Here is a 23,810-nt window from a genome sequence, read left to right on the forward strand (position 1 = left end):
CTGATAAAAATAAGTTATATATTATCACTAAAGTAAAAAAAGTTATAACTTTTTACAGTTATAACTTTATTTTTCCACAAATATAATTTTTTATTATTAAATTTTGCTTTTTAGATTATTTTTTTTTTGCTCTGCCATAAAGATAAGTTCTTTTGAATGGTCTAAAGTAAGCTTCGTAACTTCAGATCCTCCAATCATCCTTGCTATCTCGGATTGTTTTTCTTCCACATTCATTTTATGTACAAAGGTAAAGGTTTTTTCATTTTTTACCTGTTTTGAAATAAGAAAATGACTATCAGACATACATGCAATTTGAGGCAGATGAGTTACACAAAACACTTGATGTCTATTGGATATACTGTACATTTTTTCTGCCACACTTTGTGCTATTCTGCCGCTTATTCCAACATCTATTTCATCAAAAATAACTGATGGTATCATATCTTTATCAACAAAAACAGATTTTAATGCAAGCATTATTCTTGAAAGTTCTCCACCTGATACAACTTTTTCAAGAGGTTTAATCGGCTCACCTGGATTAGTAGATATTAAAAACTGAACCTTATCGCTGCCATACTCATTAAAACTGCCAGTTTCTGCTACCTCGATTTTAAAAGTACTTTTTTCAAGTCCTATATACTTTAATTCTTCCATAACAGCTTTTTCAAGTTTTACGGAAATGTTTCCCCTTATATTATGAACTTTTTTTACTTTATCTTTCAATTGATTAAGCAATTTATTTTTTGCAAATTTTAACTTTTCAATAATCTCACTACTGTTTACTAATTCGTTATAGTCTTTTTCTATTTTATTTCTATATTCAAGGATATCTTCAATACTATTGCCATATTTCTTTTTTAGCAATCCTATTTGATAAATTCTGCTGTTTATTATTTCAAGCTTTTCTTCATCGTACTGTATGTTATCTCTTAATTTTCTTATATCTTCCGAACTCTCTTCTATATTATAAAAAGCTTCTTCAAGACCGTCTGCTAAATTTTTAATTTTTTCAACATGTCTTTCTATACTTCTCAAATCTTTAATTATTATACCTAAACTTTCTATAACTGATATATAATTATCACTTCCGCTGCTAAGCATTTCAAAGCTGCTGCTTAATATCTTGTTAATTTTTTCAGCATTTGAGAGTATTGAATATTGACTTTCAAGTTCCTTGTCTTCTTCTTTTTTAAGGTTAGCCTTATTAATTTCTTCAAGCTGATATTTATAAAAGTCAATTACTTTTTCTTTTTCTCCCTCTTTGCCTTGAATTTTTTCTAATTCATGTTCGATTCTCAAAAATTCCTTATACATATTATTATAATCTTTCAATTCATCCTGTAAGCTTTTCTCACCAAATAAATCAAGATAGATTATATGATTTCCTGAGTCTAATAGATTTTGATTTTCATGTTGCCCATGTATATCTAATAAAGTTGAGCTTATAGTTTTTATGTTTGAAAGAATCAAGGATTTTCCATTAATTTTAGCTATACTTTTTCCTGAATGAAAAGTTTCCCTGCTTATTATAAGCAAATCATCAAAATCTACTTCCAACTCTTTTAAAAGATTTTTTGTTTTATCATTTTCGATTGTAAATATTGCCTCTACATAGGTTTTTTCTTCACCAGTTCTAATTAAGTCCCTGCTGAATTTTCCTCCAAGAACATAATTTATAGCATCTATTAAAATTGATTTTCCCGCCCCAGTTTCTCCTGTTAAAACATTAAAACCGTTATCAAAGGATATGGTTAAGTCTTCTATTAACGCAAAGTTTTTAATATTTATTTGTAGAAGCATATTACGCCTCCTGTTCGCTTATCATTCTTTTAATCCTTTGAACCAGCTGATTAGCCTGATGAAGTGTTCTGACTAGAATAAATATAGTATTGTCACCAGCTATTGTTCCAGCTATGCCATCAAAATTTAAAGAATCGATAGCTTCTGCTGCTACAGAAGCAGAACCTGGTATTGTTTTAACAATTATAAACTTATCTATATTTTCTACAGATAAAACTGTCTGACTGAATACATTAACTAATTTATCAGATAAAAATTTTTCTATTGGAGATATAGATGCATATTTATATTTCCCGCTATTTGACAATACCTTTATGAGTTTAAGCTCTTTGATATCTCTCGAAACAGTAGCCTGAGTTACGTCCATTCCCAACTTTTCAAGCTCATAAGCTAATTCTTCTTGTGTCTCAATATCCTGTGAGTTTATAATTTCTAATATTTTAGCTTGTCTAGCAACCTTCATTATTTACCACCTTCACACTCTTTTGTTCTTGAAGTAATTTTTCTTCTTAATATATCAAAATAATCATAATTATCAAGCTTAATTAATTTACATACGTCTCCACTCATGCTTACAGTAACCTTATCATCTTCTTTTAGTTCTTGAGACTGTTGGCCATCCACTGTTAAAAAAATACTTTCATATTTTTTCTTCAAATTTATATTAACCATGCTTTTTCCATCTATAACCATAGTTCTTATTCCTAGAGAATGAGGGCATATAGGTGTTATAGACATAAGTTTAAGGTCAGGATACATAATTGGTCCACCTGCTGATAGAGAATAAGCAGTAGAGCCAGTAGGAGTTGATACAATAACTCCATCTGCTGTAAAAGAAGAATAAAATTTATCATCTATAAATATTTCATATTTTGCCATTCTTGAAAGAGCACCTTTAGAAAGAACTACATCATTTAGGCATATGTACTTTTTTGAAGTATCACCGCTTTCAATAGTGCATTCAAGCATTATGCGTTCTTCAATTTTGTAATTTCCTTGGCTGATGCTTTTAATTGCATAACAAAAGTCGGAACTTTCCACTTCAGTAAGAAAACCTAGATTTCCTATATTAACTCCCATTATAGGAACGCTGTACTTTGATATTTCACGGGCAGTTCCAAGCAACGTTCCATCTCCCCCTAAGGAGATAATAAAATCCAACTTTTCAACTGATTTTTTATTAAGACCCAAGGTATTTTCAAAAATTGTAATATTTGAATCTGCAATTGTGCTTTTTATATTTCTTTTAATCGCATCTAAAATTGCACCCTTTGAATCTTTCTCAGTATTTATATTTATACCAATATTCTTCATAATATCTCCCTTCACAAGGCAGCTAGTCTAGTTCCCCATGGGATTTACCAACAATACTTCCTATAAGTTCAGTATCAAATCCTACATTATAATCTTTATCCTTAGTAAAATATATAAGATACTCTATATTACCCTCCGGTCCTCTTATAGGAGAATAATCTAAGCTTATTATGTTTAATTCCATACTGATAATAAAATTTACTATACTTTGAATAACTTGTTTATGAACCTCTGGGTCTTTAACAACACCTTTTTTGCCAACATTTTCTCTTCCAGCTTCAAATTGAGGTTTTATTAAGGCTACAATTTCGCCCTTTTGATCTAAAAGATTCGAAACTGCTGGAATAACCTTTTTAAGAGATATAAAGGATACATCTATGCTGGCAAAATTCCCTATAAATCCAACTTGTTCAGAAGTTAAATACCTTACATTTGTTCTCTCAAGACATAGAACTCTGGGGTCTGTTCTAAGCTTCCAGGCAAACTGACCATAACCAACATCAACGGCAGCTACCTTGCTGGCTCCATTTTGAAGCATGCAGTCAGTGAATCCCCCAGTTGAAGCACCTATATCAAAACAAACCTTATCTTTTAAATCAATATTGAATTTCTTTATCGCTTTTTCAAGCTTAAGTCCGCCTCTGCTGACATAAGGAAGCATTTCTCCTCTAAATTCTATATTAGAGCTTAGCTTTACCTTTTCTCCGCATTTATCTATTCTCTGGTTATCAACAAATATTTGTCCTGCCATGATACTTGCTCTGGCTTTTTCCCTTGAAGGAAAAACCCCCTTATCAACAAGCAGCACATCTAGCCTTTCCTTTGCTTCCGTCATAATACCCTCCAGTATTCCTTTAAATACATAAAATTATATATATTTATCTTTAATTGTTTTAAAGTAATTTTCTAATACTGTCTGCTATTCCGCCAGCATCTAGACCATACAATTTATAAAGTATATCTAAACTGCCATGGGTAATAAATTCATCCTTAAAACCTAAATTCAGTACTTTTGTACCACTATTTAATGTCGATACATATTGGAGTACTGCACTGCCTAACCCTCCATGTATAACATTGTCTTCAATAGTAACTATGTCATAATTATTCTCTGCAAATTTTTTAATAAGTTCTTTATCAATAGGCTTAATAAAACAAGCGTTAACAATAGTTAGGTTTACTGGAAGCTTAGACAGCTTCTCTTTTGCTAAAAAGGCATGCTGAACCATTTTTCCTGAAGCAATAACAGCAACCTTTTTAAGGCTATTATCATTTTTAAGACTATTCTCCTTTTCGTAACTGTATGCAATCTCCCATTTTCCTTTGCTAAATTCCTTTAAAGGTTCTAACTTTAGAGAATTGTTATCTCCTCCTCTAGGATATCTTATAGCTATTGGAAAGTTCTGCTTAACAGCCCAATTAAGTATATGTCTTAATTCTTCTAAACATTTAGGAGACATAATTGTTAAATTAGGCATATGAGAGAGATAGGATATATCGAATATTCCCTGATGTGTTTCACCATCTTCTCCAACAATTCCAGCTCTATCAATAGCAAAAATAACCGGCAGGTTTTGTATGCATACATCATGAAGAACTTGATCATAAGCTCTTTGCAAGAAAGTAGAATATACAGCAAAAACAGGCTTTAAACCCTCTGTTGCAAGTCCTGCCGCCAAGGTTACTGCATGCTGTTCTGCAATTCCTACATCAAAAAATCTTTCCGGAAATTTCTCTGCAAATTTACTTAGTCCCGTACCATCTCTCATTGCTGCAGTTATAGCAACTATATCCTTATTGTCTTTGGCAATTTCTAATAGTTCACTTCCAAAAGTCCCCGAATAGTTTTCTCCGCTAGCAGAGCAAATTTCACCACTGTCACAGTTAAAAGGGCCAATACCATGAAATTTGCCTGGATTTTTCTCTGCATATGAGTAACCCTTTCCTTTTTGAGTAACTACGTGAATTATTACTGGTTCATCAATGCTTTTAGCCATTGACATAACCTTTGTTAAGTCTTTTATGTTATGTCCGTTAATAGGTCCTAGATAAGTAATTCCCATATCTTCAAAAAGCATACTTGGTACAATTACCTGTTTTATACCATCCTTAATTTTCTCTATAGATTCAGCCATGCCTTTTCCTATGCTTGGAATCTTTCTTAGCGTACTATCAAGTTCATGTTTAAGCTTATTATACTTAGGATCAGCTCTTAGCTTACTTAAGTATGTAGATAAACCTCCTACATTCTTTCCTATTGACATTTCATTATCATTTAAAATTACAATAAGTTTTGTCTTTTTATATCCTGCATCGTTTAAAGCTTCTAAGGCCATTCCACCTGTAAGGGCACCATCGCCTATTACTGCGACAACTTCATGCTTTTCTTTTCTTAAATCTCTTGCACGAGCCATTCCTAGGGCTGCAGAAATAGATGTGCTGCTGTGACCAGTCTGAAACATATCAAAGTTGCTCTCATCTTTTTTGGGGAAACCACTCATGCCTCCGTATTTTCTAAGAGAATCAAACCTGTCTTTTCTGCCAGTAAGTATTTTATGAACATATGCCTGATGGCCTACATCCCAAACAATTTTATCTTTAGTAAAATCGAATACATTGTAAAGACTTAAAGTTAATTCTACTACTCCTAAATTTGAGGCAAGATGCCCTCCTGTTTTTGAAACTTTATCTATCAGAAATTGTCTTATTTCTTGAGCAAAATTATCTAATTTCGCATAAGACATTTTTTTTATATCTTTTGGATCATTATATTTATCTAAAATTTCATACATACTTATCTATCCTCTAACATTAGTATTTTATTTTCTGCTGCATATTATAAATTATTGCCTATATATAAGCACTGTAATCTAACAACTATACTATCACTATAATTTAGATAATGTAAAGTTTTTTCATATTATACAATGCAAAAGTTCTAATAAATTCATGATGTCCCAAAAATCATTGAAGATTGGATATTTTGTGACATCATGAATGTAAGAGCTTTATTGCATTATATATATTAAATACTAAAAATAAAAGCTACTAATTATTGTTTTAGTAGCTTTAAATATCGTAATTTATTATAGCATAATTAGCTATGTTTTGAAAATATGCTTCTATAGCTCTCTTCTCAATAGAAACTTTGTTATTTCTTTAAGATCAGTTGTATCTTCACTAATTTTATTTAGCATATCAATACATTCCTTTGTTAGATTTTCACATAATTCATTGCATTTTTCCAAACCGTACATAGAAATAAAATTAGTCTTATTATTATTTATATCTGAATTAACAGTTTTCCCTAAAACTTCTTTACTGCTTGTTATGTCCAATATATCATCTTTAATTTGAAAAGCAAGACCTAGTTTCTCGCCAAACTTATCAAATAAAGTTTCTTCTTCCTTAGAAGCTCCTCCGATTACAGCACCTGCTAGTACTGCTGCTCTTATGAGCTCACCTGTCTTTTTATTATGCATATATAGAAGTTCCTCATTTGAGATACTTTTTCCTTCGCTTAAAATATCAACTACCTGTCCGCCAATCATACCTTCTGCCCCTGCAGCCTGAGATATCATTCTACAGGCTCTAAGTGAGCTCTTATCATTATTAATACAAAAATCAAACATTATGTTCATAGCTTCATTTAAAAGAGCATCTCCTGCAAGCACTGCCATTGATTCACCAAAAACCTTGTGATTAGTTGGTTTTCCTCTTCTTATATCATCATCATCCATGCATGGTAAATCATCATGTATTAAAGAGTAAGTATGTATCATTTCTATGGCAGCAGCTATTGGCATTATTTTTTCGTAATTATCGTTATATATGCTATAAGTTAAAAGCATTAAGATTGGACGTATTCTCTTGCCGCCTAAATTTATGCTGTAAGCCATAGCATCATATAAATGCTGATTATAGGATACTTCTTTTCTAAAATAGTTTTCTAAATAATCATTAATCTTCAGCTTTATTGACTCCATATCCTTTACTCCTCACTGTTTAAGAAATCTTGCTCTTTATTTTGAGTTAAAATTTTAATTTTTTCTTCTGAGTCATTAATAACCTTATAAAGCTTGTTGCAGAGGATAATACCTTCTTCATAATGCTTCATAGACTGTTCAAGAGTTAAAGTATCAGCATCCATAGCACTTACTACCTCTTCAAGTTTTTTCATCATGCTCTCAAAACTTTCATTTTTTTTAGCCATCTTAATTCTTTCTCCTTAGCTATATTTCAGTTATAGAATTCATACATGCCTTAAGTTTTCCATCCTTTAAAGTTATGAGAAATTCCTTATTTTCTTTCAAATCTTTTTTCTCACTTATTATTTTGCCATCACTATCTTGAATCATGGCATAACCTTTATTAAGTACTTTAAGAGGATTGTGAGCATCTAAAAGAGAATTTAACTTACCTAAATTTTCTTTTTTGTTTTGTAAGATTAATTTCATTTTATAATTTAATGTATCCTGCAGCCTGTCTATATAGTTATATTGATTTACTATAAAATTAGCCGGACTGTTTAAATACAAAGTTTTTCTCAAACTTTCAATTTTATTATTGTAGTCTTTTAAAGTATTAGAAATAGACGTATTTAAAGCTGACTCATATGTATTGATACCTCTAAGAAGCTCTTCCCTATTAGGTACAGCCATTTCAGCGGCCGCAGATGGTGTTGGAGCTCTTCTGTCGCTTACGAAATCAACAATTGTAAAATCTGTTTCATGACCAACTCCGGTTATAATGGGCTTTTTAGAGTTATAAACTTCATAAGCAAGCTCTTCATTATTAAACGCCCAAAGTTCCTCTAAAGAACCTCCACCTCTTGCCAGTATTATTACATCTATATCTTCTATCTGATTTAAAGTTTGAATACCCCTAATTATATCTTCACTTGCGTTATAGCCCTGCACTAATGCTGGATAAATCAGCATGTTAACACCCTTATATCTTCTTGTGGAAACATTGATTATATCTCTAACAGCAGCCCCTGTAGGTGATGTTATCACACCAATTCTTCTTGGGTATTTAGGTAAAGGCCTCTTTCTTTTTTCATCAAACAGCCCTTGTTTCTCAAGCTTTTCTTTAAGCTTTTGAAAGGCTATATAAAGTTCTCCGAGTCCTTCCTGAGTAATTTCCTGGCAGTATAATTGATAAGCACCATCTTTCTCGTATACAGATACTTTTCCTTTTACCACTACAGACTCTCCATCTTTAGGTAAGAACTTCAAGCTGCTTGCGTAGGTTTTAAACATTATGCAGTTTATCTTGCTGCCTTCATCCTTAAGAGAAAAATACATATGTCCGCTTGAGTGCAGCTTTAAGTTTGATATTTCTCCTTTAATGCTTAAATTATTTAATATAAAGTCAGCATCTAAGGTTTTCTTTATGTAATTATTTAAAGCAGAAACAGATAAGGTTTTAATGTACATTTTTTATCATAGCCTCACAAGTATTTTTTATTAGCATCGTTGTAGTAAGTGCTCCTACTCCTCCTGGAACTGGAGTTAAAAATCCAGCTGTATCAATGACTTCATCAAAGCATACATCCCCTTTTAACTTACCATCTACTACAGTTGTGCCAACATCTATAACTACTGCGCCTTCCCTTATGTATTCTTTTGTAATAAATCCTGGCTTACCTAAAGCACATACAAGTATGTCAGCAGTTTTACATATTTCTTTTAAATTAGCTGTTTTAGAATGACATATAGTTACTGTTGCACTATCATTTAATAAAAGCTGAGCAGCAGGCTTCCCTACAATATTGCTTCTTCCAATTACTACTGCATGCTTTCCTTTAATTTCACAGCCGGTACTTTTAATTAAATTTATAATGCTTTGAGGAGTACAAGGTACAAAGCACTCTTCACCCTTATAAAACTTTCCTGTATTAATGTCCGTTAGCCCATCTACATCTTTTTTTCTGCTTATGCATGAGGTTACTGATTTTTCGTTAATATGACCAGGTAGTGGAAGCTGAATTATTATTCCATCGACAGTACAGTCATTGTTTAATTCCTCTATGATATTAATAAGTCTGTCTTCTGTCACACTTGACTCTGTAATAACTTGCCTGTTTATCACTCCGAGCTGTTCACATAGTTTCTTTTGGTTATTTGCATAAGATAAGGATCCACCGTCTTCACCTACAAGAATTGTTGCTAAACAAGGAACTCTTAAGGAATTATTTTTTCTTTCTTCTGTAAATTCAATTATTTCTTCCTTATATTTTTTAGCTACGGCCTTCCCATCAATAACCATTCCCATCATAACTCCCCCTTAAACTATAGATAAACAATACGTAAACTTAATATATAAAGTGGGAAAATAGCGAAGCTTCACCGCTTTTTCACGCTGTATAAATTTATAGTTGAAGTTGTTTATCTAGATATAAAACTAATTATTATTTTTTATCATCTTTCCAAGAACACCATTAATAAATTGAAAAGATTTTTCATCTGAGTACTTTTTTGCTAGTTCTATGCCTTCATTAACTGATACTTTATCTGGTATATCATCCTCATAAAATATTTCATATGTACTAGTTCTTAGAATCGCTAAATCTATCTTAGCTACTCTATTAAGTTTCCAGTTTATTAAGTTTTCTTCAATTTTGTCGTCTATTGTTTTTTGATTTTCCTCTACACCCTTAAGCACTCTAAATACATATTCCATATCAATATCTTGTAAATCCATATCTGTATTTTCTTTAAAGTTTTCATATATCTCATTATAATTTTCTTTCTTTATAGACATCTCAAAAAGCAGTTTCATTGCAATTTCTCTTGATTTTCTTCTGTTCATTTTATTTCCTCCTAAGACTCATAAGCTATATCAATATTTAATATTATTCTATATTTCAATTATTATCAAGTTAATTATAAATATACAAATATAAGTTTTGTACTATGATAATAAAAAATGCTTCCACGCAAAGAAAAACCCTCTGAAATTTCAGAGGGAATAAATTATTCTTCAGTCTCTTCCTGTTCTTTAGGTTCCTCATCCAATTTAGGAATTACAACATTTTGAACATGAATGTTTACAGCTGAGACCACAAGCCCAGTCATTGCTTCAACAGTCTTCTTTACATTGTCTTGAACCTGCTTGCAAACCTCTGTAATTTTAACTCCATATTCAACAACTACGAATAAATCAATTGTTGCACTGCTCTCGCCGACGATTACCTTAACTCCCTTGGACAGATTTTTCTTTCCAGTAAGGATTTGAGTAATGCCTCCTACGAGATTGGCACTCATTCCTACAATACCTTTAATTTCTGTAGCAGCTAATCCAGAGATAACTCCTACTACTTCGTCAGATATTTTAACAATACCCATATCTACTTCTTCTTTTATATTCTCTTCCATATCAGTACCTCCTTGCTTAAATAAGCAACAGTTCTTATCTTAGGTTCATTATATCAAATATATTATGTTTTTACAATTACTATTGCTTCATAGCAATTTCTACATCTTTTATTTTTGTTGCGCCTAAAACTATGTTTTTAATTTCCTTTGTCTGCTTGTCAGTTAGCTTGTCTTTAGTCTTAACATATACAGTTACTTTTTCCTCCATTATCTGGCAGAATGAATCTTCATAACCCTTTCCCTTTAATGCATTTTCAATTTTTTGTTCATTTTCATTGTTTGTAGTCAAACTCTTAAGCTGAGCTGTCATCTTGTCTTTTGCTTCTTTCGAGGATGTTGGGTCATTGATTATAGTTTGATATGTAGGCAGCATTGTTGCTCTATTGTTGTCGCGGTTTAATCTGCTTTCAGTAAAGAAATCACCTTTGCTCTTATCTCCTGCCTGTGCATTAGTTTTTGTTGATATTTCAGAACTATCCACATATAAAGGACTGTTCACTCTTGCAGCTAACACACCTGCACATACAATAAGTACTAGTAAAGTGGCAATAATAAAGGCTTGTTTCTTATTCATTTTGGTATTCCCCCTAACAATCTTTTTAATGAATTATATGATTCTTTTTAGTAATATATTACTTCTTCATTGGATAAACACTAACTTTATCTGGGCGTATATTATATAACCTGGTTACTGCTTGTGTTATTTTGAGTTCAACTACTCTTTCCTTTGCTCCTTCAGCTACTACGCAAACGCCAACTATCTTTGGTTTATTGGTTTTAACTATAAGAGGTTGATTTTTATCTCCTTCATTTGTGAGTACTATAGTGCTGCCATCATTCTTTTGAGTAGTCTCTCTTGTTCCTCCGTTATTGTCCTGCTCTTTTGTATTGCTTGTTGAATTATTGATGTTGACAGCTGGTACTTGTTCTTCACTACCATCAATAGTAAGCATTACTTTTACTCTGCCTACGCCGTCAATATCTTCTAAAACAGCTTTTAGCTTATTCTCCTCGGTAGTTTCATAATCACTTACACTAAAGCCTTCCCTTGGCTGTGGAGAATTTGCCTGTGAATTTATTTTAACTGCACTTGTACTTTTGAAAAAATCATTTCCAAGTATCACTAGAACGCTTATTAAAACTAGACTTAAACATATAATTAAAAAATTAGGCAGTTTGTTGTTTTTCTTTTTTTCAATTTTATCTTCCTCACTGGTAAACAATTTTTTAATTCTATTAACAATCTCGTCCAAAATTTTATTAATATCCATAGTTCTCCTCCTTATATTCGGAAGCACTGAGTAATTTAATATTCTCACTCCGCTCGAAAATTACTCGTAAAAGGTCATTTAGACCTTTTACCTCCTTATATTCCTTATGTAATAATTTTAATTCTTATACACCTCTATAGAGCTTTCAGATATTTTCAATTCTTTACTTAAGTAACTTTTCATTAGCCGGCTTCTTTCATCATTTATTGATGGGTTGGAACTTGCAGCTGCTCCTTTGGAGCCAATATCAATTTTCTTGACCGACTCAATAGTTCCATCTTTAATACCAACCTTAACGTTTTTCACATATACGCTGTCGCTGCTTTTATCATAATCAACTGCGGCATCTACTTTATAGTTGTTCCTCGGAAATTCTTCTTTAAGCTTTTCCTTGCATAAATTTTCAACATTTTCTTTAAAAACACTGACAGTCTTATTCATCCCCTCCTGTTTGTACTTTTCAACATCATTTTCATATTTCTTCTCATCCATATACTCATAAGCCTTATTTGTATATGCTGCCAAATCAAAATTTTTATCAAATAACTTTATAATCGGATTAATTAACACCGTGATTAGTATTAGCCCTAGAACAAACTTTGCGTACTTTTTTAAGTTATTATTTGGCAAAATCATTTCTACTGCTGTTATAAATATTACTGCAGTACATATTTCTATAATCCAATTTCTTAATCCATCAATCATATACTTCATCACCCTCCTATGGCCATTTTTCCTGCCGAGGCAATAATTGATATCATAATAAAATACATAATTGACACGCTTATTACACAGGACATAACTAAAGTCAAGGAGTTTCCAACAGATGTTATGCAGTTAACAATTTTACTGTCACTGATTGGTTCAATCAAAGCTGCAGTAAGCTTAAAAACAAAAGACATTATAAGAAGCTTTATAATAGGAAAAAGCACAACCAGAAGTATTATTAAAAGTCCTAGTCCGCTTAAAGCGTTTTTAAGCAGAAGTGAATATCCTGCCACTGTAGCTATAGCATCAGACAAAGCCTTTCCAACTATAGGAATAAAATTATCTACAGCGTATTTTACAGTTTTAACAGTTACTTGATCTATGGTTTTTGAGGTTATTCCTCTAATTGTAATAATTCCTATAAATATTGTCATGATAATTCCCTGCGTCCATATGGCAGCCTGGTTTAAAAGCTTAGTCAATTTATCTATCTTAAATTCAGTGGATATATTGTTGACAAATTGAAGCACAAAACTCATAAAAATAATAGGAATAATAAGATTTACATATATCTTTACGTTAATATTAATTGCTGCAATGATAATAGGATCCATTACTGTAGCTTCCACGAAGCCTCCAACACTGGCTAAAAGCATTAAAAGTACCGGTACCAGTGCAGCCATAAAGTCTCCCGTCTTATTAATTGTGCTCTTAGCAACTTCTACAGCATCATAGAAACTTTTAGAAAGTATTATTATTATCAAAGCATAGCAGGCAAAATATGCAATATTTGATATGTCATCCCTGCTGAAAGCCTTTTGAAGATTATTTAAAAGAGCACATATTATAGCAATTATTATGAGCATAGACATTGATTTTATTACTGCTATAACTTCCTTTAGAGAATAAGCGGTTACAGCTTTAATAAGCTTACTGGCTGAAACCTTGCCATCTCCAGTTTTAATAAACTGTTTCACGTACTCTTTAGCATCTAAATCCTTCAGTATTTCCGATTGAGTTTTCATATTAACAATATAATCATAAAGATGTTCTATCTGAGTACTTTGCTGCTGGCTTTCATTTGCTCCTTCAAAAGCTTGTACATTAAAAGGTAATAGAAATATAATCATAATCGTTATTATTATTTTTTTCATAATTTACCTCTACATTATCTTTAGAATAGATTGAAGTACCGCCATTAATATGGGTATGGAAAGAACCAAAATAAGAATCTTTCCTGCAAACTCTACTTTGGAAGCTATGTTTCCTTCACCTGCATCTCTGCAGATTTCACTGCAGAAGGAGGCTAGATAAGCTATACCAAGTATTTTAAATACAGTGTTTAAATAAACAAAATCTATATTGGCTTTTATGGCAAGCTGCTGCAGCAGCTGCAGTATTGCAGTAATTTTGCTTATCATGAACAGAAATATTAATATTCCAACAACTGTACTAACCTGTACAGCTAAAGTATCATTACTTTTTCTAAGTATAATAACTATTGCTAAAGCTATGAATGCAAAGGCTACTATCTTAACAATTTCCATAATAACCTCCTAAATTGTAAACATAGTTCTTACACTGCTGAATAACTGACTAATAAGCCTTATTACCATAGTTAAAATTATTACTATACCAGTTATATTAGCTATCATCGCAATTTCATCTTTACCTGAGGCCTTTAACACCTTTTCCAATATCATTAGCAAAATGCCAAAAGCACCTATTTTAAAAAGCAAGCTTATATCCAACATCTTGTCCACCTCCTATATCAAAACAATAACAAGCATAGCCCCTATAGTAAAACCTAGATATCTATACATCTTTACATTTTTGCTCATACTTATTTCAGCTATACTTATTCTTTTTTTTAAGTTATTGCGCACTAAAGAAAACATTCTTTTATGCCCATCTATATCAGAATCTCCCAGAGTCTTAGATAAATCTAATATTACATTAATATCATCCTCATCTAGATTCAGTTCAAATTTCTTATCTTTAATGCTTTTTTCAAAAGCATCATATACGCTTTCTGCTTCACCTTCATAAAGCAGTTTAGAAACTTTGCTAAAAACCTTATTTATAGGATTTTCACTTTTTTCTGCTATGTTATTAAATGCTTCCGGAAGATGAGTATGAGTATACTCTATTTCATCTTGAAGCTGATTAATAGCTCTCTCAAATTCATTAAGCTGCTTCACTCTCTTTTTAAATTTTTCAGAATACATAAAACCAGCGATAGTTGAAGCTGCTACGATTATCAAACATCCCATTTCTTTAATCATCTTGTTTCCTCCATAGTTTGTCCATTTTCTCAAAATCGTATATAAATTCAACTGTACCTACACCGTTTTTATCGCTTAGTACAATAGCTCTTTGAAAAACATGATTATCTATAACATCTTTAAAAACTTTTCTGTTATATAGATCCTCAATACCATATCCATGAATAGTAGTTATAAGTTTTATACCTGAACTCAGTGCCATTAATATGCTTTCAATGTCCTTATAAGTTCCTATTTCATCACAGATGATGATTTCAGGAGCCATACTTCTTATAGCCATCATTATTCCTTCTGCCTTAGGACAATTATCCAACACATCCGTTCTAACTCCTACATTCATTTGAGGCACTGCATTGTAGCATCCGCTTATTTCACTTCTTTCATCAATAATGCATACTTTTCTGCCTCTTAAGTTAATAGCCTTAATACCATCAGATAAGTTTCTTGCAATATCTCTAATAAGAGTTGTCTTTCCGCATCTTGGCGGAGAAATAATAATAGTATTTAAAGCCTGATTATTATCTAAAATAAATGGAATTACTTTATTAGAACAGCCTTCTATTTCCTTGCATACTCTTATATTTACAGATCCTAAACTTTTAATAGTTTTAATTTTTCCGTCTTCAACCACACAACTGCCGCACATTCCAACTCTATGTCCGCCCTTAATTGTGAGGTATCCCTGCTTTATTTCTTCTTCATAAGCATAGATAGAGTAATTGCTTATATGCTGAAGAATAAGCTTTATATCCTGAAGAGTTGCAATGTAGTCTGTTATTATTTCTTCGTTTCCTATCTGTATAATAAGAGGCTTATTAACTTTCAGCCTAATCTCCTGCATTTCCTCTAGTCCCTTTAGATTAGCAAATATTTTTTTAATATGTATTGGAAGTACTTCTAATACATCTTTAGTATCTTTCATTTTTTATCCTCCCCTCTTATATAATTCCTATTTGAATTTTTATAAAAATATTCCTTTTAAATAAAAATTTAAAAAATAAAAAAAAGACATATAGAGATAAAACTCTACATGTCTTTTTTCTATTAGTCTTCGCAACAGTCTTCTAATGGAATTTCCTTATGACAATTAGGACAGGTTATTTGTTCATTGCAATTACATATATTAGTGTCAATATATACTGTTTCATCGCAATGAGGGCAATTAATACTTATGTAGTTGTCATAATCGTCATCCTCAAAACAGTCATCACATTCATCATCTTCATATAAATCTTCTTCAACAGCACTTAAATCCTCATCTATTGAATCTATGTATTCCTCAAGTTCATCCTGACTATCCTCTAAAATTTCAATTTTGTCAGCCATGGCCTCCAATATCTTAGCCATCTCAGAAATTATTCTACCTTCCTTGCTGGTTTTGTCAATTTCCATGCCGTCAATTAATCCGTTTAAATAAGAAACTTTTGATAATAAAGAATCCATATAATCACATCCTCAAAAAATTAATAAATAAGCAGTATAAAACACAAATTTTATACTGCAATTCTATTTAGCACTCTAATAAATATTATTGACTAAACTCTCTCCATATATTCACCAGTTCTAGTGTCAATTCTTATTACTTCACCTTCATTAACAAATAAAGGTACCATTACTGTAGCTCCAGTTTCAACTGTAGCAGGTTTTCCAGTGTTTGTAGCAGTATTTCCTTTTGCTCCTGGCTCAGTATATGTTATAAGAAGTTCAACAAAATTAGGAGCTTCTACTGAAAAAGCATCACCTTTATAAAACTTAATTACAGCAAACATATTTTCCTTTAAAAACTTTATAGCTTCCTCAACCTTTTCATGATTTAGAGGAATCTGATCAAAGGTTTCAGGATCCATAAAGTAATAAAGTTCGCCATCGGAATAAAGATATTGCATTTCTTTTCTTTCAATAACTGCTTCTTGAAGTTTATCAGTTGGATTGAAAGTTCTATCTGTTACTCCTCCTTGAATAACATTTCTTAATTTTGTTCTAACAAAAGCTGCTCCTTTACCTGGTTTAACATGTAAAAAATCAACTACTGTGAAAACTTGTCCATCTAATTCAAAAGTGGTTCCTTTTCTTAAATCTCCTGCTGATATCATTAAATATCCCTCCACAAACTATTAATTCATTTATATTATAACCCTTTCAGGTAAATTAATACCAAACACTTCGCCATACAATTTATTTATAAGTATACCTAATCTGAACTTTACTTAATTTCATTTTTTTAACTTAATCTTTGTATTATGTACGAAGTTTAATACTTCAAATTTTTACACTGACCAATGATATTTTATCAAAACTTATGCTTATTTGCAAACATTATTATTTATTTCTTATATTCTTCCATAATTTGAATTTGTGCCCTCTTAACTGCTACTTATTCTTTTTAAAAAGTGTAGTAAAGCTAATATTTTTGTATTTTTCCTTATCTTTATTGATTTTTATATTTTCTATTCCTAAAAAGCATTTTTCTTTCTTAATCTCTTCAATATATCCATACATAGAACTTAAATTATCAGTTTCTTTAAAGCCTAATTCTATTTCAACTAAATTTTTGTCCCCAGAAGAAACTGATATATTTGAAATATTTACGTCCTTATTTTGTAAAACTAAATTTAGTATCTCGCTATATCCATATTTTTTAATATCATTACTAACCAGCTGATTTCCATTTTTTCTTATAATGTTTTTGTTTCTTATATTTTTCATGAGTGAAAGATTCAAACTCGATAATACTGCGGCAGTAAGTAAAAAAACAATTATAAATGTCCTATAAGTTCTTATACTATCTTTCACCATTATTTCACCTCTAAAATCAGCTGGAATTTAAGCTTATCAAAAGAATTATTAGGCGGCGTCAGTTTTATAATAACATATTTGTCACTATTCTCTATATCCTTTATGATGTTGTAATAGCTGTTAATATTCTCTGCAGTAAATTCCATAGATATTTGATTATTGTTGATGATACAGTTATCATAATCGATACGATTATTTATATTTTTCAAAAAACTGTCAAAAGCTAAAAAGGTCTCGTTTTTCTTTAAAGAAACTTCACTTTCCTTTTGAGTCCTATTTAAACTGTTTACTACAGTTAAATTATCAGTGCTATTATTTTGATTGCGAAGATAAACAAATACTATAAATTGAATTAGACATATTAACCAAAGGAAAATAAAAATATATTTATAAAGCTTTAAGTGTTTTAAATTTTTCTTATTTTTAATACTATCCGGTAAAAAGTTAAGGTTTTGCAAAAATTCATCACCTATTTTCTTTTATAAAGTTTAAAAAATTCTTATAATCTATATTTCCTAGATCAACACATGCGTAATTTTCTATATTATTAGGAATAGTTTCTCTTGTACTAAAATTAGCAAGATAAATTACCTTTATTTCAACTTCATCACAAATATTACTGCTTTCAATAAAACTTAACAATATAGTTTCTAAGCTGTCTATAGTTTGGAAATCTTTATATATATAATTATGTCTTATAATATTATCAATACAATATAATAAATATAAGCTATGGTGATAAATGAAAGTAAATATATAGTTTTTATCTTTAAAACGCTTTTTAAAGTAATTTAAGAAGCATAATTGTATTAAATATACCCCTTGTATTTTAACATTGTTTGAAGCTCCTTCATTTATATAGCTTATTTTCCTGCTGTCCACTATAAAAACCGCAGTATCAATACTAGTTTTATGTTTGTTTAATATAACATAATTGAAAACAACATTATCGGAGATATTGTAATAATAAAGGAGTTCATCTTTTATCAATGTGAGCAAATTTTTGCTAGAAACGGCTGGCAAAGAGATAAGCTTTATATTTACTAATTCTCCTTCTAAAATAATCTTTAATTTTCTGTTTCTTATATCAACTAAAAACTCCTTGCTGGAACTTAAATTATAATTATTAGATAGAATTTTATTACCAATGAATTGGTGGCTTAATAAACTATAGTCTCCCATTTCAATTATTGCTTTTTTTGACATCACATCATTCTACCTTCCCCTCTGAATATAAAGTATCCAAGTATATTAGCTTAAGTTTTCCATCAGAAGTATTATAACTATATCTATCTATCCTGATATAGTTTGTTTCATAATAGGTTGTAAATTCTATGTTATCTGCTATAGAGTTATATTTTATTTTTGCTTTATTATCTTCACTTTTATTTGAAAAACTGCTTCTATTTAAATAGCTTTTTATTTCCTCCCGCTCTAGCTTATTAATATTTTTTAAAATCTGTTCATTAAGTTCTGTAAATAAGTACTCTTTATATTTATCATAATCTTGTTCCTTTAAAACATAATTTTTATAGCTGTTAACATTTTTGCTTATTTTTACTTGTAGGGTAAATATGTAAACAGCAATAATTAAGCAAAAGGAGGTTATTAAAAGAGTATATACCAATACAAATCCCTTTTTCATCTTTTTATTCCTATACATCCTTTATATCTCTCCCCGTTTTTTAATGCAGCTGTAATGTAAATAACTTTATCCTTTTGAATAACATTAAACTCTCCGATATTATTAATTATATTATTTACAGCCTTAATGCTGCCTTTTTCCTTATGAACTATCTCCAAACTGCCTTCAGGATTCAACTTAATAATTTTAGTTATATCCTCAGAGAACTTTAATTCAATATTATTAGTTTGAATACTTATATCCTTTGAGTTATTAATTTCATGTTGTACAAACATAAGAGCCTCGCTTAAATAAAAATAACTTCTATAATCATCTGTATTATTTTTATAGCTTCTTATACTTTGAAGTAAAATTGTTACCAATACCACTGCCGCTATACTTGCTATAGATATAGAAACAATTAACTCTATAAGTGTAAGTCCTTTACTATTTAATAATTTCCCTTTGAAAAGCTGCATGTAATTACTTCTTCCTTTGAATTAACTTTTGTATGAAGCTCTAAATTAATTGTCAATACCTCCCCATCAATTACACCTAATAAGAGGTATGTATCTTCAACTTTTGTATTCTCACTAAATAAATCCTGAAAATCAGTACTTTGAATACTATTAATCGTAAGCTGTTCTTTATGAATAATCTTTTTATTTTCACTGTATAGTTTTTTTATATCTTCATAAGTTTTATTAAGAAGTATTTCATTCTTAACAGCTTCCATAACTGTCACATATTCATATTTCTTTTTATTTACGTCCTGAAGCTTTTTGATGTTTAATTCTGAAGTTAAAATTGCAGTAAACAAAATGAGTATAATACTTATTGAGCACAAAACTTCAATGAGCATAAAACCTGACTTTTTACTTAATTTCAACATAACCAGCTCCAACATTTATTGTTATGGTATAAAGACTGCCTCTTTTATCTCTTAACTTAATTGTTCCTGCATCACTTGTAAAACCAAATTTGTCTATATCAATTCTGCTGCCATTAGTATTAATACTATAGATATTTACGTCCTCAGGAAGAACAAAGGATTCTATTCTTTTATTACTGCTGTAAAAGCCTATCTTTGACTCTGCTACGTTAAATAGTATATAGCCCGACTTATTATTCTCTCTGCAATACTGTTTTGCATCATTTACTGTGCCAAGTATCATACTTTTACATAACTCAACATCAGTATCATTTTTTTGTTTTTCTAAATTAGATATATTGATTAAGCTTATGGAGGCTATGATAAATAAAATTGATATAGTTATTATAACTTCGATTAAAGTAAAGCCTTTTTTCATTTGATTACCTTTCAAAATCAACTAAGTATTATCTATTTAGGATATATCTGATTGTTACCTTCTTTAATGACATAGGAATTTCCAGAATCACTTATAGCTAGAGTATAATTCTTATTATCACTAGAAAAATTTATTTCAGCGGTACTATCAGTTACCTTATTAGCCTCAATAGAAACAATAACGTTAGTTGCTGTACTAATAGATTCCTCTACTTTATTTTTTATAAACTTGTTTCCCTGATCAGAATAACTCCACATAGCAGCAGTATATATTTGTTTTCCACAGGTTAAAGCTTTTGCATCTTTAGCTTTATCTATATATGCTGCTACCTTCGGTACTGAAAGGCTTGCTAATATAACTACTATGGTAATAGCTATTAAAACCTCTATTAGTGTAAAACCTTTCCTTTTTATTTTTTTACATTTTGATTTTTTCATATTATTACTTCCTCCTAACTTAAACTGTGTTCATTATATTAAACATAGGCATAAGCAGTGATATTAAAATAAAGCCTATAAAAAAAGAAATAACTAAAATCATTGCTGGTTCCAAAAGAACTGATACCTTTTCTATAAAAATATATAATTCCTGCTCCATAACTGAATTTGCCTTTAAAAGCATTTTATCAAGATTTCCTGATTCCTCTCCTACTTTTATCATTGAATATAAGGAAGGCAGGAAAACGTCTGTATTTCTTATGCTTTTAGCAATACTCTCACCCATTCTCATGCTATGAATACTTTTCTGTAATTTATTTTTGACATACTCATTTCCCATCATAGTACTAGCAACTTCCATAGCGTGCACTATATGTATACCACTGCTTATTAAAGTTCCAAGTATTCTTGAAAATTTAACACACAATATCTTTCTTGAAAGCATCATAGTCATTTTATTAGTCAATAAAAATTTATGAACAACTATTTTTATCTTTTGATGTTTTCTTGCTTTCAAAATGCCAATAATGAGAAGAACTAAAATCCCTAATAATACATAGTAATTTTCTTTCAAAGCTTTATTAAAAGACATAATAAATCTTGTAGTTGCGGGAATTTTACCTCCAAGTTCTGTTAGTGTGGTAACAAAGATCGGAACTATGAAGGAAACTAAAATTTGAGAAATTATCATGCTAAAAATAAACAAGGTACATGGATAAAGCATAGCCTTCTTTATTTTGCCTGTTATAATGCTTTCATCATTATAATACTTAGAAAGCTTTAGAAAAATTTCTTGAAGTTTTCCTGTTTCTTCTCCAACCTTGATCATATTAGTAAAAAACTCAGGGTAAATATCATTATGAGCCTTCATGCTGCATGATAGTTCTGTACCTTCTTGAATAAGCTCCTTAATATCTTCTAAGCTTCTCTTAACATGTTTATTACCTGCTTCTTCTTCAAGCAAATTTATAATTTCATAAATATTCATTCCTGATTCAATAAGCGATGAAAACTCACTGCACAGTATAGATAATTCCTTAGATGAAATCTTTTTTATTCTAATAGGAATATGTCCTGTAAAAAGTTCCTTATGTTTTACTAGATAATATCCCTTTTTTCTCAGCTTAACTACCAACGACTCCCTATTTGTAAGCCAATACTTGCCTTTTATTATATTCCCTTGAGTATTCTTAGCTTTATATATGTATAGAGGCATTAAAGACCAACCTTCTTTACTATTTAACTTACATTGCAGATTCTTAAAAATTCCTCAAAACTTGTAACCCCTTTTTTTACAAGCTCTTTGCAGTTTTCTTTGAGATTTGTCATATTCTTAGTTTCGTTATATTGCCTTATGCTGTCAGCACCAGCACCTTTGCTTATATACTCTCTGAGATTATCATCAACATTCATAATTTCATATACTACTGTTCTGCCGCTGTAACCAGTGTATTTGCAAAATGCACATCCTAAACCTTTATGAAGCTTCTCACTATAGGTTAGCATAAGTTCATGTTTTTCTCTTATAGTAGGCTCATACTCAGTCTTGCAAAAGCTACAGATTTTTCTTACAAGTCTTTGAGCTATACAAACTAGTAAAGCATCTGCAGCTAAGTAATTAGGTACTCCCATATCAATAAGTCTTACAATAGAAGCCGCAGCATCATTAGTGTGCAAGGTAGAAATAACAAGATGGCCCGTTATTGCCGCCCTAACTGCAATTTGGGCAGTTTCCTCATCTCTAATTTCGCCAACCATAATAATATTTGGGTCTTGCCTTAAAATACTTCTAAGACCACTTGCAAAGTTTAAACCAGCTTTTGTATTTACGTTCACCTGATTTACAAATGGTACCTGAATCTCTACTGGATCTTCAATAGTAACAATATTTTTATCATGTTTATCTATCTGCTCAAGCATAGCATACAATGTAGTTGTCTTACCGCTTCCAGTAGGACCGGTTACAAGTATGATTCCATGATTATTCTTTAAAGAATTTGATATACTATTTTCACCAAAGGCGCAAAAACCTAAAGCTTTTAAACTTTGAAGCCTTTCCTTTTTATATAAAATTCTTATAACTACTTTTTCTCCATGAATGGTTGGAAGAGTTGATACTCTTAAATCAAGCATCAAATCATTATGACTAAACTGAAGCTTGCCGTCTTGAGGGGTTCTCTTTTCAGAAATATCCATACCTGACTGTAATTTTATTCTTGAGCATATTGATGCATATATTTCTTTAGTAAGCTTAATATTTTCATATAAAATACCATCAACACGATTTCTGATGATTACGTCTTCTTCAAAGGGTTCCATATGAATATCGCTGGCTTTTATATTAATTGCTTGGGCGATAATATGATTTGTCAGCCTTACTATTGGTGAGTTTTCAATTGGATCTATGTTATTGTTCTTATCATATACATTGCTGCTTAAGTTTTTTTCTAAGTTTCTTGTTATTTGTTCTATAACTAAATTAGTCTCTTGGCTTTCGTCAATGGAATTAATTAAAACATAAATTTCCTTACTATCTGCAGGAATAACATCAATCTTCCTTTTTAATAAGGAACTTATATTCTCCACGGCCTTTTTATCATATGGATTTCCCATTGCAATCAGTACATTATTTTCACTTACTTGTATTGGTACTGCACAGTATTTGTACATAATATCTCTTGTCATAATCTTTAACATTTCTGTATCAATAATTATCTCTTTTAAACTGATAAGTTCTTGTCTTTTTTTATAAATATCAATTTTATTTTCCATAATGTGCTACACCTTAATATTCTGTTATAGTTTTTTCACTAAGCTAAACTTTATATCAAACCACGTATTTATCATTATAGCCGTCTCAAACTTTTTTAAACCTTATATTATTTG

31 protein-coding genes are annotated in these 23,810 nt (G+C 30.5%); all 31 read right to left on the bottom strand.

Features of this window, described 5'->3' with window-relative positions; genetic code table 11:
- Window positions 1–96 precede the first annotated feature (96 nt).
- On the bottom strand, window positions 97–1,800 hold the full coding sequence (recN, locus tag JK636_RS19425; RefSeq protein WP_202750640.1) for a DNA repair protein RecN: 1,704 nt from the start codon (window positions 1,798–1,800) through the stop codon (window positions 97–99).
- Window position 1,801: 1 nt separating this feature from the next.
- Window positions 1,802–2,263 carry an arginine repressor gene (locus tag JK636_RS19430; RefSeq protein ID WP_202750641.1) on the bottom strand — a complete coding sequence of 154 codons (462 nt, stop codon included), beginning with the start codon at window positions 2,261–2,263 and terminating at the stop codon, window positions 1,802–1,804.
- On the bottom strand, window positions 2,263–3,114 hold the full coding sequence (locus tag JK636_RS19435; RefSeq protein WP_202750642.1) for an NAD(+)/NADH kinase: 852 nt from the start codon (window positions 3,112–3,114) through the stop codon (window positions 2,263–2,265). The genes JK636_RS19430 and JK636_RS19435 overlap by 1 nt, the downstream gene beginning before the upstream one ends.
- Before the next feature lie 22 nt (window positions 3,115–3,136).
- The gene (locus JK636_RS19440; protein ID WP_202750643.1) at window positions 3,137–3,949 is read right to left on the bottom strand and encodes a TlyA family RNA methyltransferase; all 813 of its coding nucleotides are present in this window, start codon (window positions 3,947–3,949) and stop codon (window positions 3,137–3,139) included.
- Between the two features lie 58 nt (window positions 3,950–4,007).
- Complete coding sequence (dxs, locus tag JK636_RS19445) at window positions 4,008–5,906, bottom strand: 1-deoxy-D-xylulose-5-phosphate synthase (protein ID WP_202750644.1); 1,899 nt, start codon at window positions 5,904–5,906, stop codon at window positions 4,008–4,010.
- A 330-nt stretch (window positions 5,907–6,236) separates the two neighbouring features.
- Window positions 6,237–7,100 (bottom strand): polyprenyl synthetase family protein, encoded by an 864-nt coding sequence (locus JK636_RS19450; protein ID WP_202750645.1) that lies wholly within the window; start codon window positions 7,098–7,100, stop codon window positions 6,237–6,239.
- 5 nt (window positions 7,101–7,105) lie between these two features.
- Window positions 7,106–7,327 carry an exodeoxyribonuclease VII small subunit gene (locus JK636_RS19455; protein ID WP_202750646.1) on the bottom strand — a complete coding sequence of 74 codons (222 nt, stop codon included), beginning with the start codon at window positions 7,325–7,327 and terminating at the stop codon, window positions 7,106–7,108.
- Window positions 7,328–7,346: 19 nt separating this feature from the next.
- The gene (gene xseA / locus JK636_RS19460; RefSeq protein WP_202750647.1) at window positions 7,347–8,552 is read right to left on the bottom strand and encodes an exodeoxyribonuclease VII large subunit; all 1,206 of its coding nucleotides are present in this window, start codon (window positions 8,550–8,552) and stop codon (window positions 7,347–7,349) included.
- Window positions 8,542–9,390: a tetrahydrofolate dehydrogenase/cyclohydrolase catalytic domain-containing protein gene (locus JK636_RS19465; protein ID WP_202750648.1), complete on the bottom strand. Its 849-nt coding sequence runs from the start codon at window positions 9,388–9,390 to the stop codon at window positions 8,542–8,544. Before JK636_RS19465 ends, xseA begins: the two co-directional genes overlap by 11 nt.
- A gap of 129 nt (window positions 9,391–9,519) precedes the next feature.
- Window positions 9,520–9,927, bottom strand: coding sequence for a transcription antitermination factor NusB (nusB, locus tag JK636_RS19470; RefSeq protein ID WP_202750649.1), 408 nt, complete (start codon window positions 9,925–9,927; stop codon window positions 9,520–9,522).
- Between the two features lie 164 nt (window positions 9,928–10,091).
- Complete coding sequence (locus JK636_RS19475) at window positions 10,092–10,493, bottom strand: Asp23/Gls24 family envelope stress response protein (protein ID WP_202750650.1); 402 nt, start codon at window positions 10,491–10,493, stop codon at window positions 10,092–10,094.
- Window positions 10,494–10,572: 79 nt separating this feature from the next.
- The gene (locus JK636_RS19480) at window positions 10,573–11,067 is read right to left on the bottom strand and encodes a SpoIIIAH-like family protein (RefSeq protein WP_202750651.1); all 495 of its coding nucleotides are present in this window, start codon (window positions 11,065–11,067) and stop codon (window positions 10,573–10,575) included.
- 58 nt (window positions 11,068–11,125) lie between these two features.
- A complete protein-coding gene (spoIIIAG, locus tag JK636_RS19485) occupies window positions 11,126–11,764 on the bottom strand; it encodes a stage III sporulation protein AG (protein ID WP_202750652.1) in 639 nt (212 codons plus the stop codon).
- Window positions 11,765–11,881: 117 nt separating this feature from the next.
- The gene (gene spoIIIAF / locus JK636_RS19490; protein ID WP_202750653.1) at window positions 11,882–12,469 is read right to left on the bottom strand and encodes a stage III sporulation protein AF; all 588 of its coding nucleotides are present in this window, start codon (window positions 12,467–12,469) and stop codon (window positions 11,882–11,884) included.
- Window positions 12,470–12,477: 8 nt separating this feature from the next.
- The gene (spoIIIAE, locus tag JK636_RS19495; RefSeq protein WP_202750654.1) at window positions 12,478–13,626 is read right to left on the bottom strand and encodes a stage III sporulation protein AE; all 1,149 of its coding nucleotides are present in this window, start codon (window positions 13,624–13,626) and stop codon (window positions 12,478–12,480) included.
- Window positions 13,627–13,635: 9 nt separating this feature from the next.
- Window positions 13,636–14,019, bottom strand: coding sequence for a stage III sporulation protein AD (spoIIIAD, locus tag JK636_RS19500; RefSeq protein WP_202750655.1), 384 nt, complete (start codon window positions 14,017–14,019; stop codon window positions 13,636–13,638).
- Between the two features lie 9 nt (window positions 14,020–14,028).
- Complete coding sequence (gene spoIIIAC, locus JK636_RS19505; RefSeq protein WP_202750656.1) at window positions 14,029–14,226, bottom strand: stage III sporulation protein AC; 198 nt, start codon at window positions 14,224–14,226, stop codon at window positions 14,029–14,031.
- Between the two features lie 12 nt (window positions 14,227–14,238).
- Window positions 14,239–14,757 carry a stage III sporulation protein SpoIIIAB gene (spoIIIAB, locus tag JK636_RS19510; RefSeq protein WP_202750657.1) on the bottom strand — a complete coding sequence of 173 codons (519 nt, stop codon included), beginning with the start codon at window positions 14,755–14,757 and terminating at the stop codon, window positions 14,239–14,241.
- Window positions 14,750–15,679: a stage III sporulation protein AA gene (spoIIIAA, locus tag JK636_RS19515; RefSeq protein WP_202750658.1), complete on the bottom strand. Its 930-nt coding sequence runs from the start codon at window positions 15,677–15,679 to the stop codon at window positions 14,750–14,752. The genes spoIIIAB and spoIIIAA overlap by 8 nt, the downstream gene beginning before the upstream one ends.
- Before the next feature lie 122 nt (window positions 15,680–15,801).
- Complete coding sequence (locus tag JK636_RS19520; protein WP_202750659.1) at window positions 15,802–16,200, bottom strand: CD1247 N-terminal domain-containing protein; 399 nt, start codon at window positions 16,198–16,200, stop codon at window positions 15,802–15,804.
- Window positions 16,201–16,292: 92 nt separating this feature from the next.
- Window positions 16,293–16,850 (bottom strand): elongation factor P, encoded by a 558-nt coding sequence (efp, locus tag JK636_RS19525; protein ID WP_202750660.1) that lies wholly within the window; start codon window positions 16,848–16,850, stop codon window positions 16,293–16,295.
- Window positions 16,851–17,127: 277 nt separating this feature from the next.
- A complete protein-coding gene (locus JK636_RS19530) occupies window positions 17,128–17,553 on the bottom strand; it encodes a hypothetical protein (RefSeq protein WP_202750661.1) in 426 nt (141 codons plus the stop codon).
- Window positions 17,553–18,011 (bottom strand): hypothetical protein, encoded by a 459-nt coding sequence (locus tag JK636_RS19535; protein ID WP_202750662.1) that lies wholly within the window; start codon window positions 18,009–18,011, stop codon window positions 17,553–17,555. Before JK636_RS19535 ends, JK636_RS19530 begins: the two co-directional genes overlap by 1 nt.
- A 7-nt stretch (window positions 18,012–18,018) precedes the next feature.
- Window positions 18,019–18,759, bottom strand: coding sequence for a hypothetical protein (locus JK636_RS19540; protein ID WP_202750663.1), 741 nt, complete (start codon window positions 18,757–18,759; stop codon window positions 18,019–18,021).
- A gap of 4 nt (window positions 18,760–18,763) precedes the next feature.
- Window positions 18,764–19,216 (bottom strand): hypothetical protein, encoded by a 453-nt coding sequence (locus tag JK636_RS19545; RefSeq protein WP_202750664.1) that lies wholly within the window; start codon window positions 19,214–19,216, stop codon window positions 18,764–18,766.
- The gene (locus JK636_RS19550; RefSeq protein WP_202750665.1) at window positions 19,195–19,656 is read right to left on the bottom strand and encodes a type II secretion system protein; all 462 of its coding nucleotides are present in this window, start codon (window positions 19,654–19,656) and stop codon (window positions 19,195–19,197) included. Before JK636_RS19550 ends, JK636_RS19545 begins: the two co-directional genes overlap by 22 nt.
- Window positions 19,629–20,069: a type II secretion system protein gene (locus JK636_RS19555; protein WP_202750666.1), complete on the bottom strand. Its 441-nt coding sequence runs from the start codon at window positions 20,067–20,069 to the stop codon at window positions 19,629–19,631. The genes JK636_RS19550 and JK636_RS19555 overlap by 28 nt, the downstream gene beginning before the upstream one ends.
- A complete protein-coding gene (locus JK636_RS19560; protein ID WP_202750667.1) occupies window positions 20,053–20,487 on the bottom strand; it encodes a prepilin-type N-terminal cleavage/methylation domain-containing protein in 435 nt (144 codons plus the stop codon). Before JK636_RS19560 ends, JK636_RS19555 begins: the two co-directional genes overlap by 17 nt.
- Window positions 20,488–20,519: 32 nt before the next feature.
- A complete protein-coding gene (locus JK636_RS19565; RefSeq protein ID WP_202750668.1) occupies window positions 20,520–20,924 on the bottom strand; it encodes a type II secretion system protein in 405 nt (134 codons plus the stop codon).
- A gap of 19 nt (window positions 20,925–20,943) precedes the next feature.
- Window positions 20,944–22,140, bottom strand: coding sequence for a type II secretion system F family protein (locus JK636_RS19570; RefSeq protein ID WP_202750669.1), 1,197 nt, complete (start codon window positions 22,138–22,140; stop codon window positions 20,944–20,946).
- 23 nt (window positions 22,141–22,163) lie between these two features.
- A complete protein-coding gene (locus JK636_RS19575) occupies window positions 22,164–23,696 on the bottom strand; it encodes a GspE/PulE family protein (protein ID WP_202750670.1) in 1,533 nt (510 codons plus the stop codon).
- Between the last annotated feature and the right edge of the window lie 114 nt (window positions 23,697–23,810).

It is taken from the genome of Clostridium rhizosphaerae (assembly GCF_016765585.1).
In the GTDB taxonomy this organism is placed as follows: domain Bacteria; phylum Bacillota; class Clostridia; order Clostridiales; family Clostridiaceae; genus Clostridium_AT; species Clostridium_AT rhizosphaerae.

Bases quoted from the DNA above. Each gene is read 5' to 3' on its own strand.
- JK636_RS19435 (WP_202750642.1), bottom strand. From the start codon at position 3,114: ATGAAGAATATTGGTATAAATATAAATACTGAGAAAGATTCAAAGGGT.
- JK636_RS19560 (WP_202750667.1), bottom strand. From the start codon at position 20,487: ATGAAAAAAGGCTTTACTTTAATCGAAGTTATAATAACTATATCAATT.
- JK636_RS19475 (WP_202750650.1), bottom strand. From the start codon at position 10,493: ATGGAAGAGAATATAAAAGAAGAAGTAGATATGGGTATTGTTAAAATA.
- JK636_RS19455 (WP_202750646.1), bottom strand. From the start codon at position 7,327: ATGGCTAAAAAAAATGAAAGTTTTGAGAGCATGATGAAAAAACTTGAA.
- JK636_RS19465 (WP_202750648.1), bottom strand. From the start codon at position 9,390: ATGGGAATGGTTATTGATGGGAAGGCCGTAGCTAAAAAATATAAGGAA.
- spoIIIAD (WP_202750655.1), bottom strand. From the start codon at position 14,019: ATGGAAATTGTTAAGATAGTAGCCTTTGCATTCATAGCTTTAGCAATA.
- JK636_RS19570 (WP_202750669.1), bottom strand. From the start codon at position 22,140: ATGCCTCTATACATATATAAAGCTAAGAATACTCAAGGGAATATAATA.
- JK636_RS19565 (WP_202750668.1), bottom strand. From the start codon at position 20,924: ATGAAAAAATCAAAATGTAAAAAAATAAAAAGGAAAGGTTTTACACTA.
- JK636_RS19545 (WP_202750664.1), bottom strand. From the start codon at position 19,216: ATGTATAGGAATAAAAAGATGAAAAAGGGATTTGTATTGGTATATACT.
- JK636_RS19555 (WP_202750666.1), bottom strand. From the start codon at position 20,069: ATGTTGAAATTAAGTAAAAAGTCAGGTTTTATGCTCATTGAAGTTTTG.
- JK636_RS19430 (WP_202750641.1), bottom strand. From the start codon at position 2,263: ATGAAGGTTGCTAGACAAGCTAAAATATTAGAAATTATAAACTCACAG.
- recN (WP_202750640.1), bottom strand. From the start codon at position 1,800: ATGCTTCTACAAATAAATATTAAAAACTTTGCGTTAATAGAAGACTTA.
- JK636_RS19520 (WP_202750659.1), bottom strand. From the start codon at position 16,200: ATGGATTCTTTATTATCAAAAGTTTCTTATTTAAACGGATTAATTGAC.
- JK636_RS19550 (WP_202750665.1), bottom strand. From the start codon at position 19,656: ATGCAGCTTTTCAAAGGGAAATTATTAAATAGTAAAGGACTTACACTT.
- JK636_RS19540 (WP_202750663.1), bottom strand. From the start codon at position 18,759: ATGTCAAAAAAAGCAATAATTGAAATGGGAGACTATAGTTTATTAAGC.
- dxs (WP_202750644.1), bottom strand. From the start codon at position 5,906: ATGTATGAAATTTTAGATAAATATAATGATCCAAAAGATATAAAAAAA.
- spoIIIAC (WP_202750656.1), bottom strand. From the start codon at position 14,226: ATGTTGGATATAAGCTTGCTTTTTAAAATAGGTGCTTTTGGCATTTTG.
- JK636_RS19530 (WP_202750661.1), bottom strand. From the start codon at position 17,553: ATGGTGAAAGATAGTATAAGAACTTATAGGACATTTATAATTGTTTTT.
- JK636_RS19440 (WP_202750643.1), bottom strand. From the start codon at position 3,949: ATGACGGAAGCAAAGGAAAGGCTAGATGTGCTGCTTGTTGATAAGGGG.
- spoIIIAB (WP_202750657.1), bottom strand. From the start codon at position 14,757: ATGATTAAAGAAATGGGATGTTTGATAATCGTAGCAGCTTCAACTATC.
- spoIIIAG (WP_202750652.1), bottom strand. From the start codon at position 11,764: ATGGATATTAATAAAATTTTGGACGAGATTGTTAATAGAATTAAAAAA.
- spoIIIAA (WP_202750658.1), bottom strand. From the start codon at position 15,679: ATGAAAGATACTAAAGATGTATTAGAAGTACTTCCAATACATATTAAA.
- JK636_RS19480 (WP_202750651.1), bottom strand. From the start codon at position 11,067: ATGAATAAGAAACAAGCCTTTATTATTGCCACTTTACTAGTACTTATT.
- efp (WP_202750660.1), bottom strand. From the start codon at position 16,850: ATGATATCAGCAGGAGATTTAAGAAAAGGAACCACTTTTGAATTAGAT.
- xseA (WP_202750647.1), bottom strand. From the start codon at position 8,552: ATGTACATTAAAACCTTATCTGTTTCTGCTTTAAATAATTACATAAAG.
- JK636_RS19450 (WP_202750645.1), bottom strand. From the start codon at position 7,100: ATGGAGTCAATAAAGCTGAAGATTAATGATTATTTAGAAAACTATTTT.
- JK636_RS19575 (WP_202750670.1), bottom strand. From the start codon at position 23,696: ATGGAAAATAAAATTGATATTTATAAAAAAAGACAAGAACTTATCAGT.
- spoIIIAF (WP_202750653.1), bottom strand. From the start codon at position 12,469: ATGATTGATGGATTAAGAAATTGGATTATAGAAATATGTACTGCAGTA.
- spoIIIAE (WP_202750654.1), bottom strand. From the start codon at position 13,626: ATGAAAAAAATAATAATAACGATTATGATTATATTTCTATTACCTTTT.
- nusB (WP_202750649.1), bottom strand. From the start codon at position 9,927: ATGAACAGAAGAAAATCAAGAGAAATTGCAATGAAACTGCTTTTTGAG.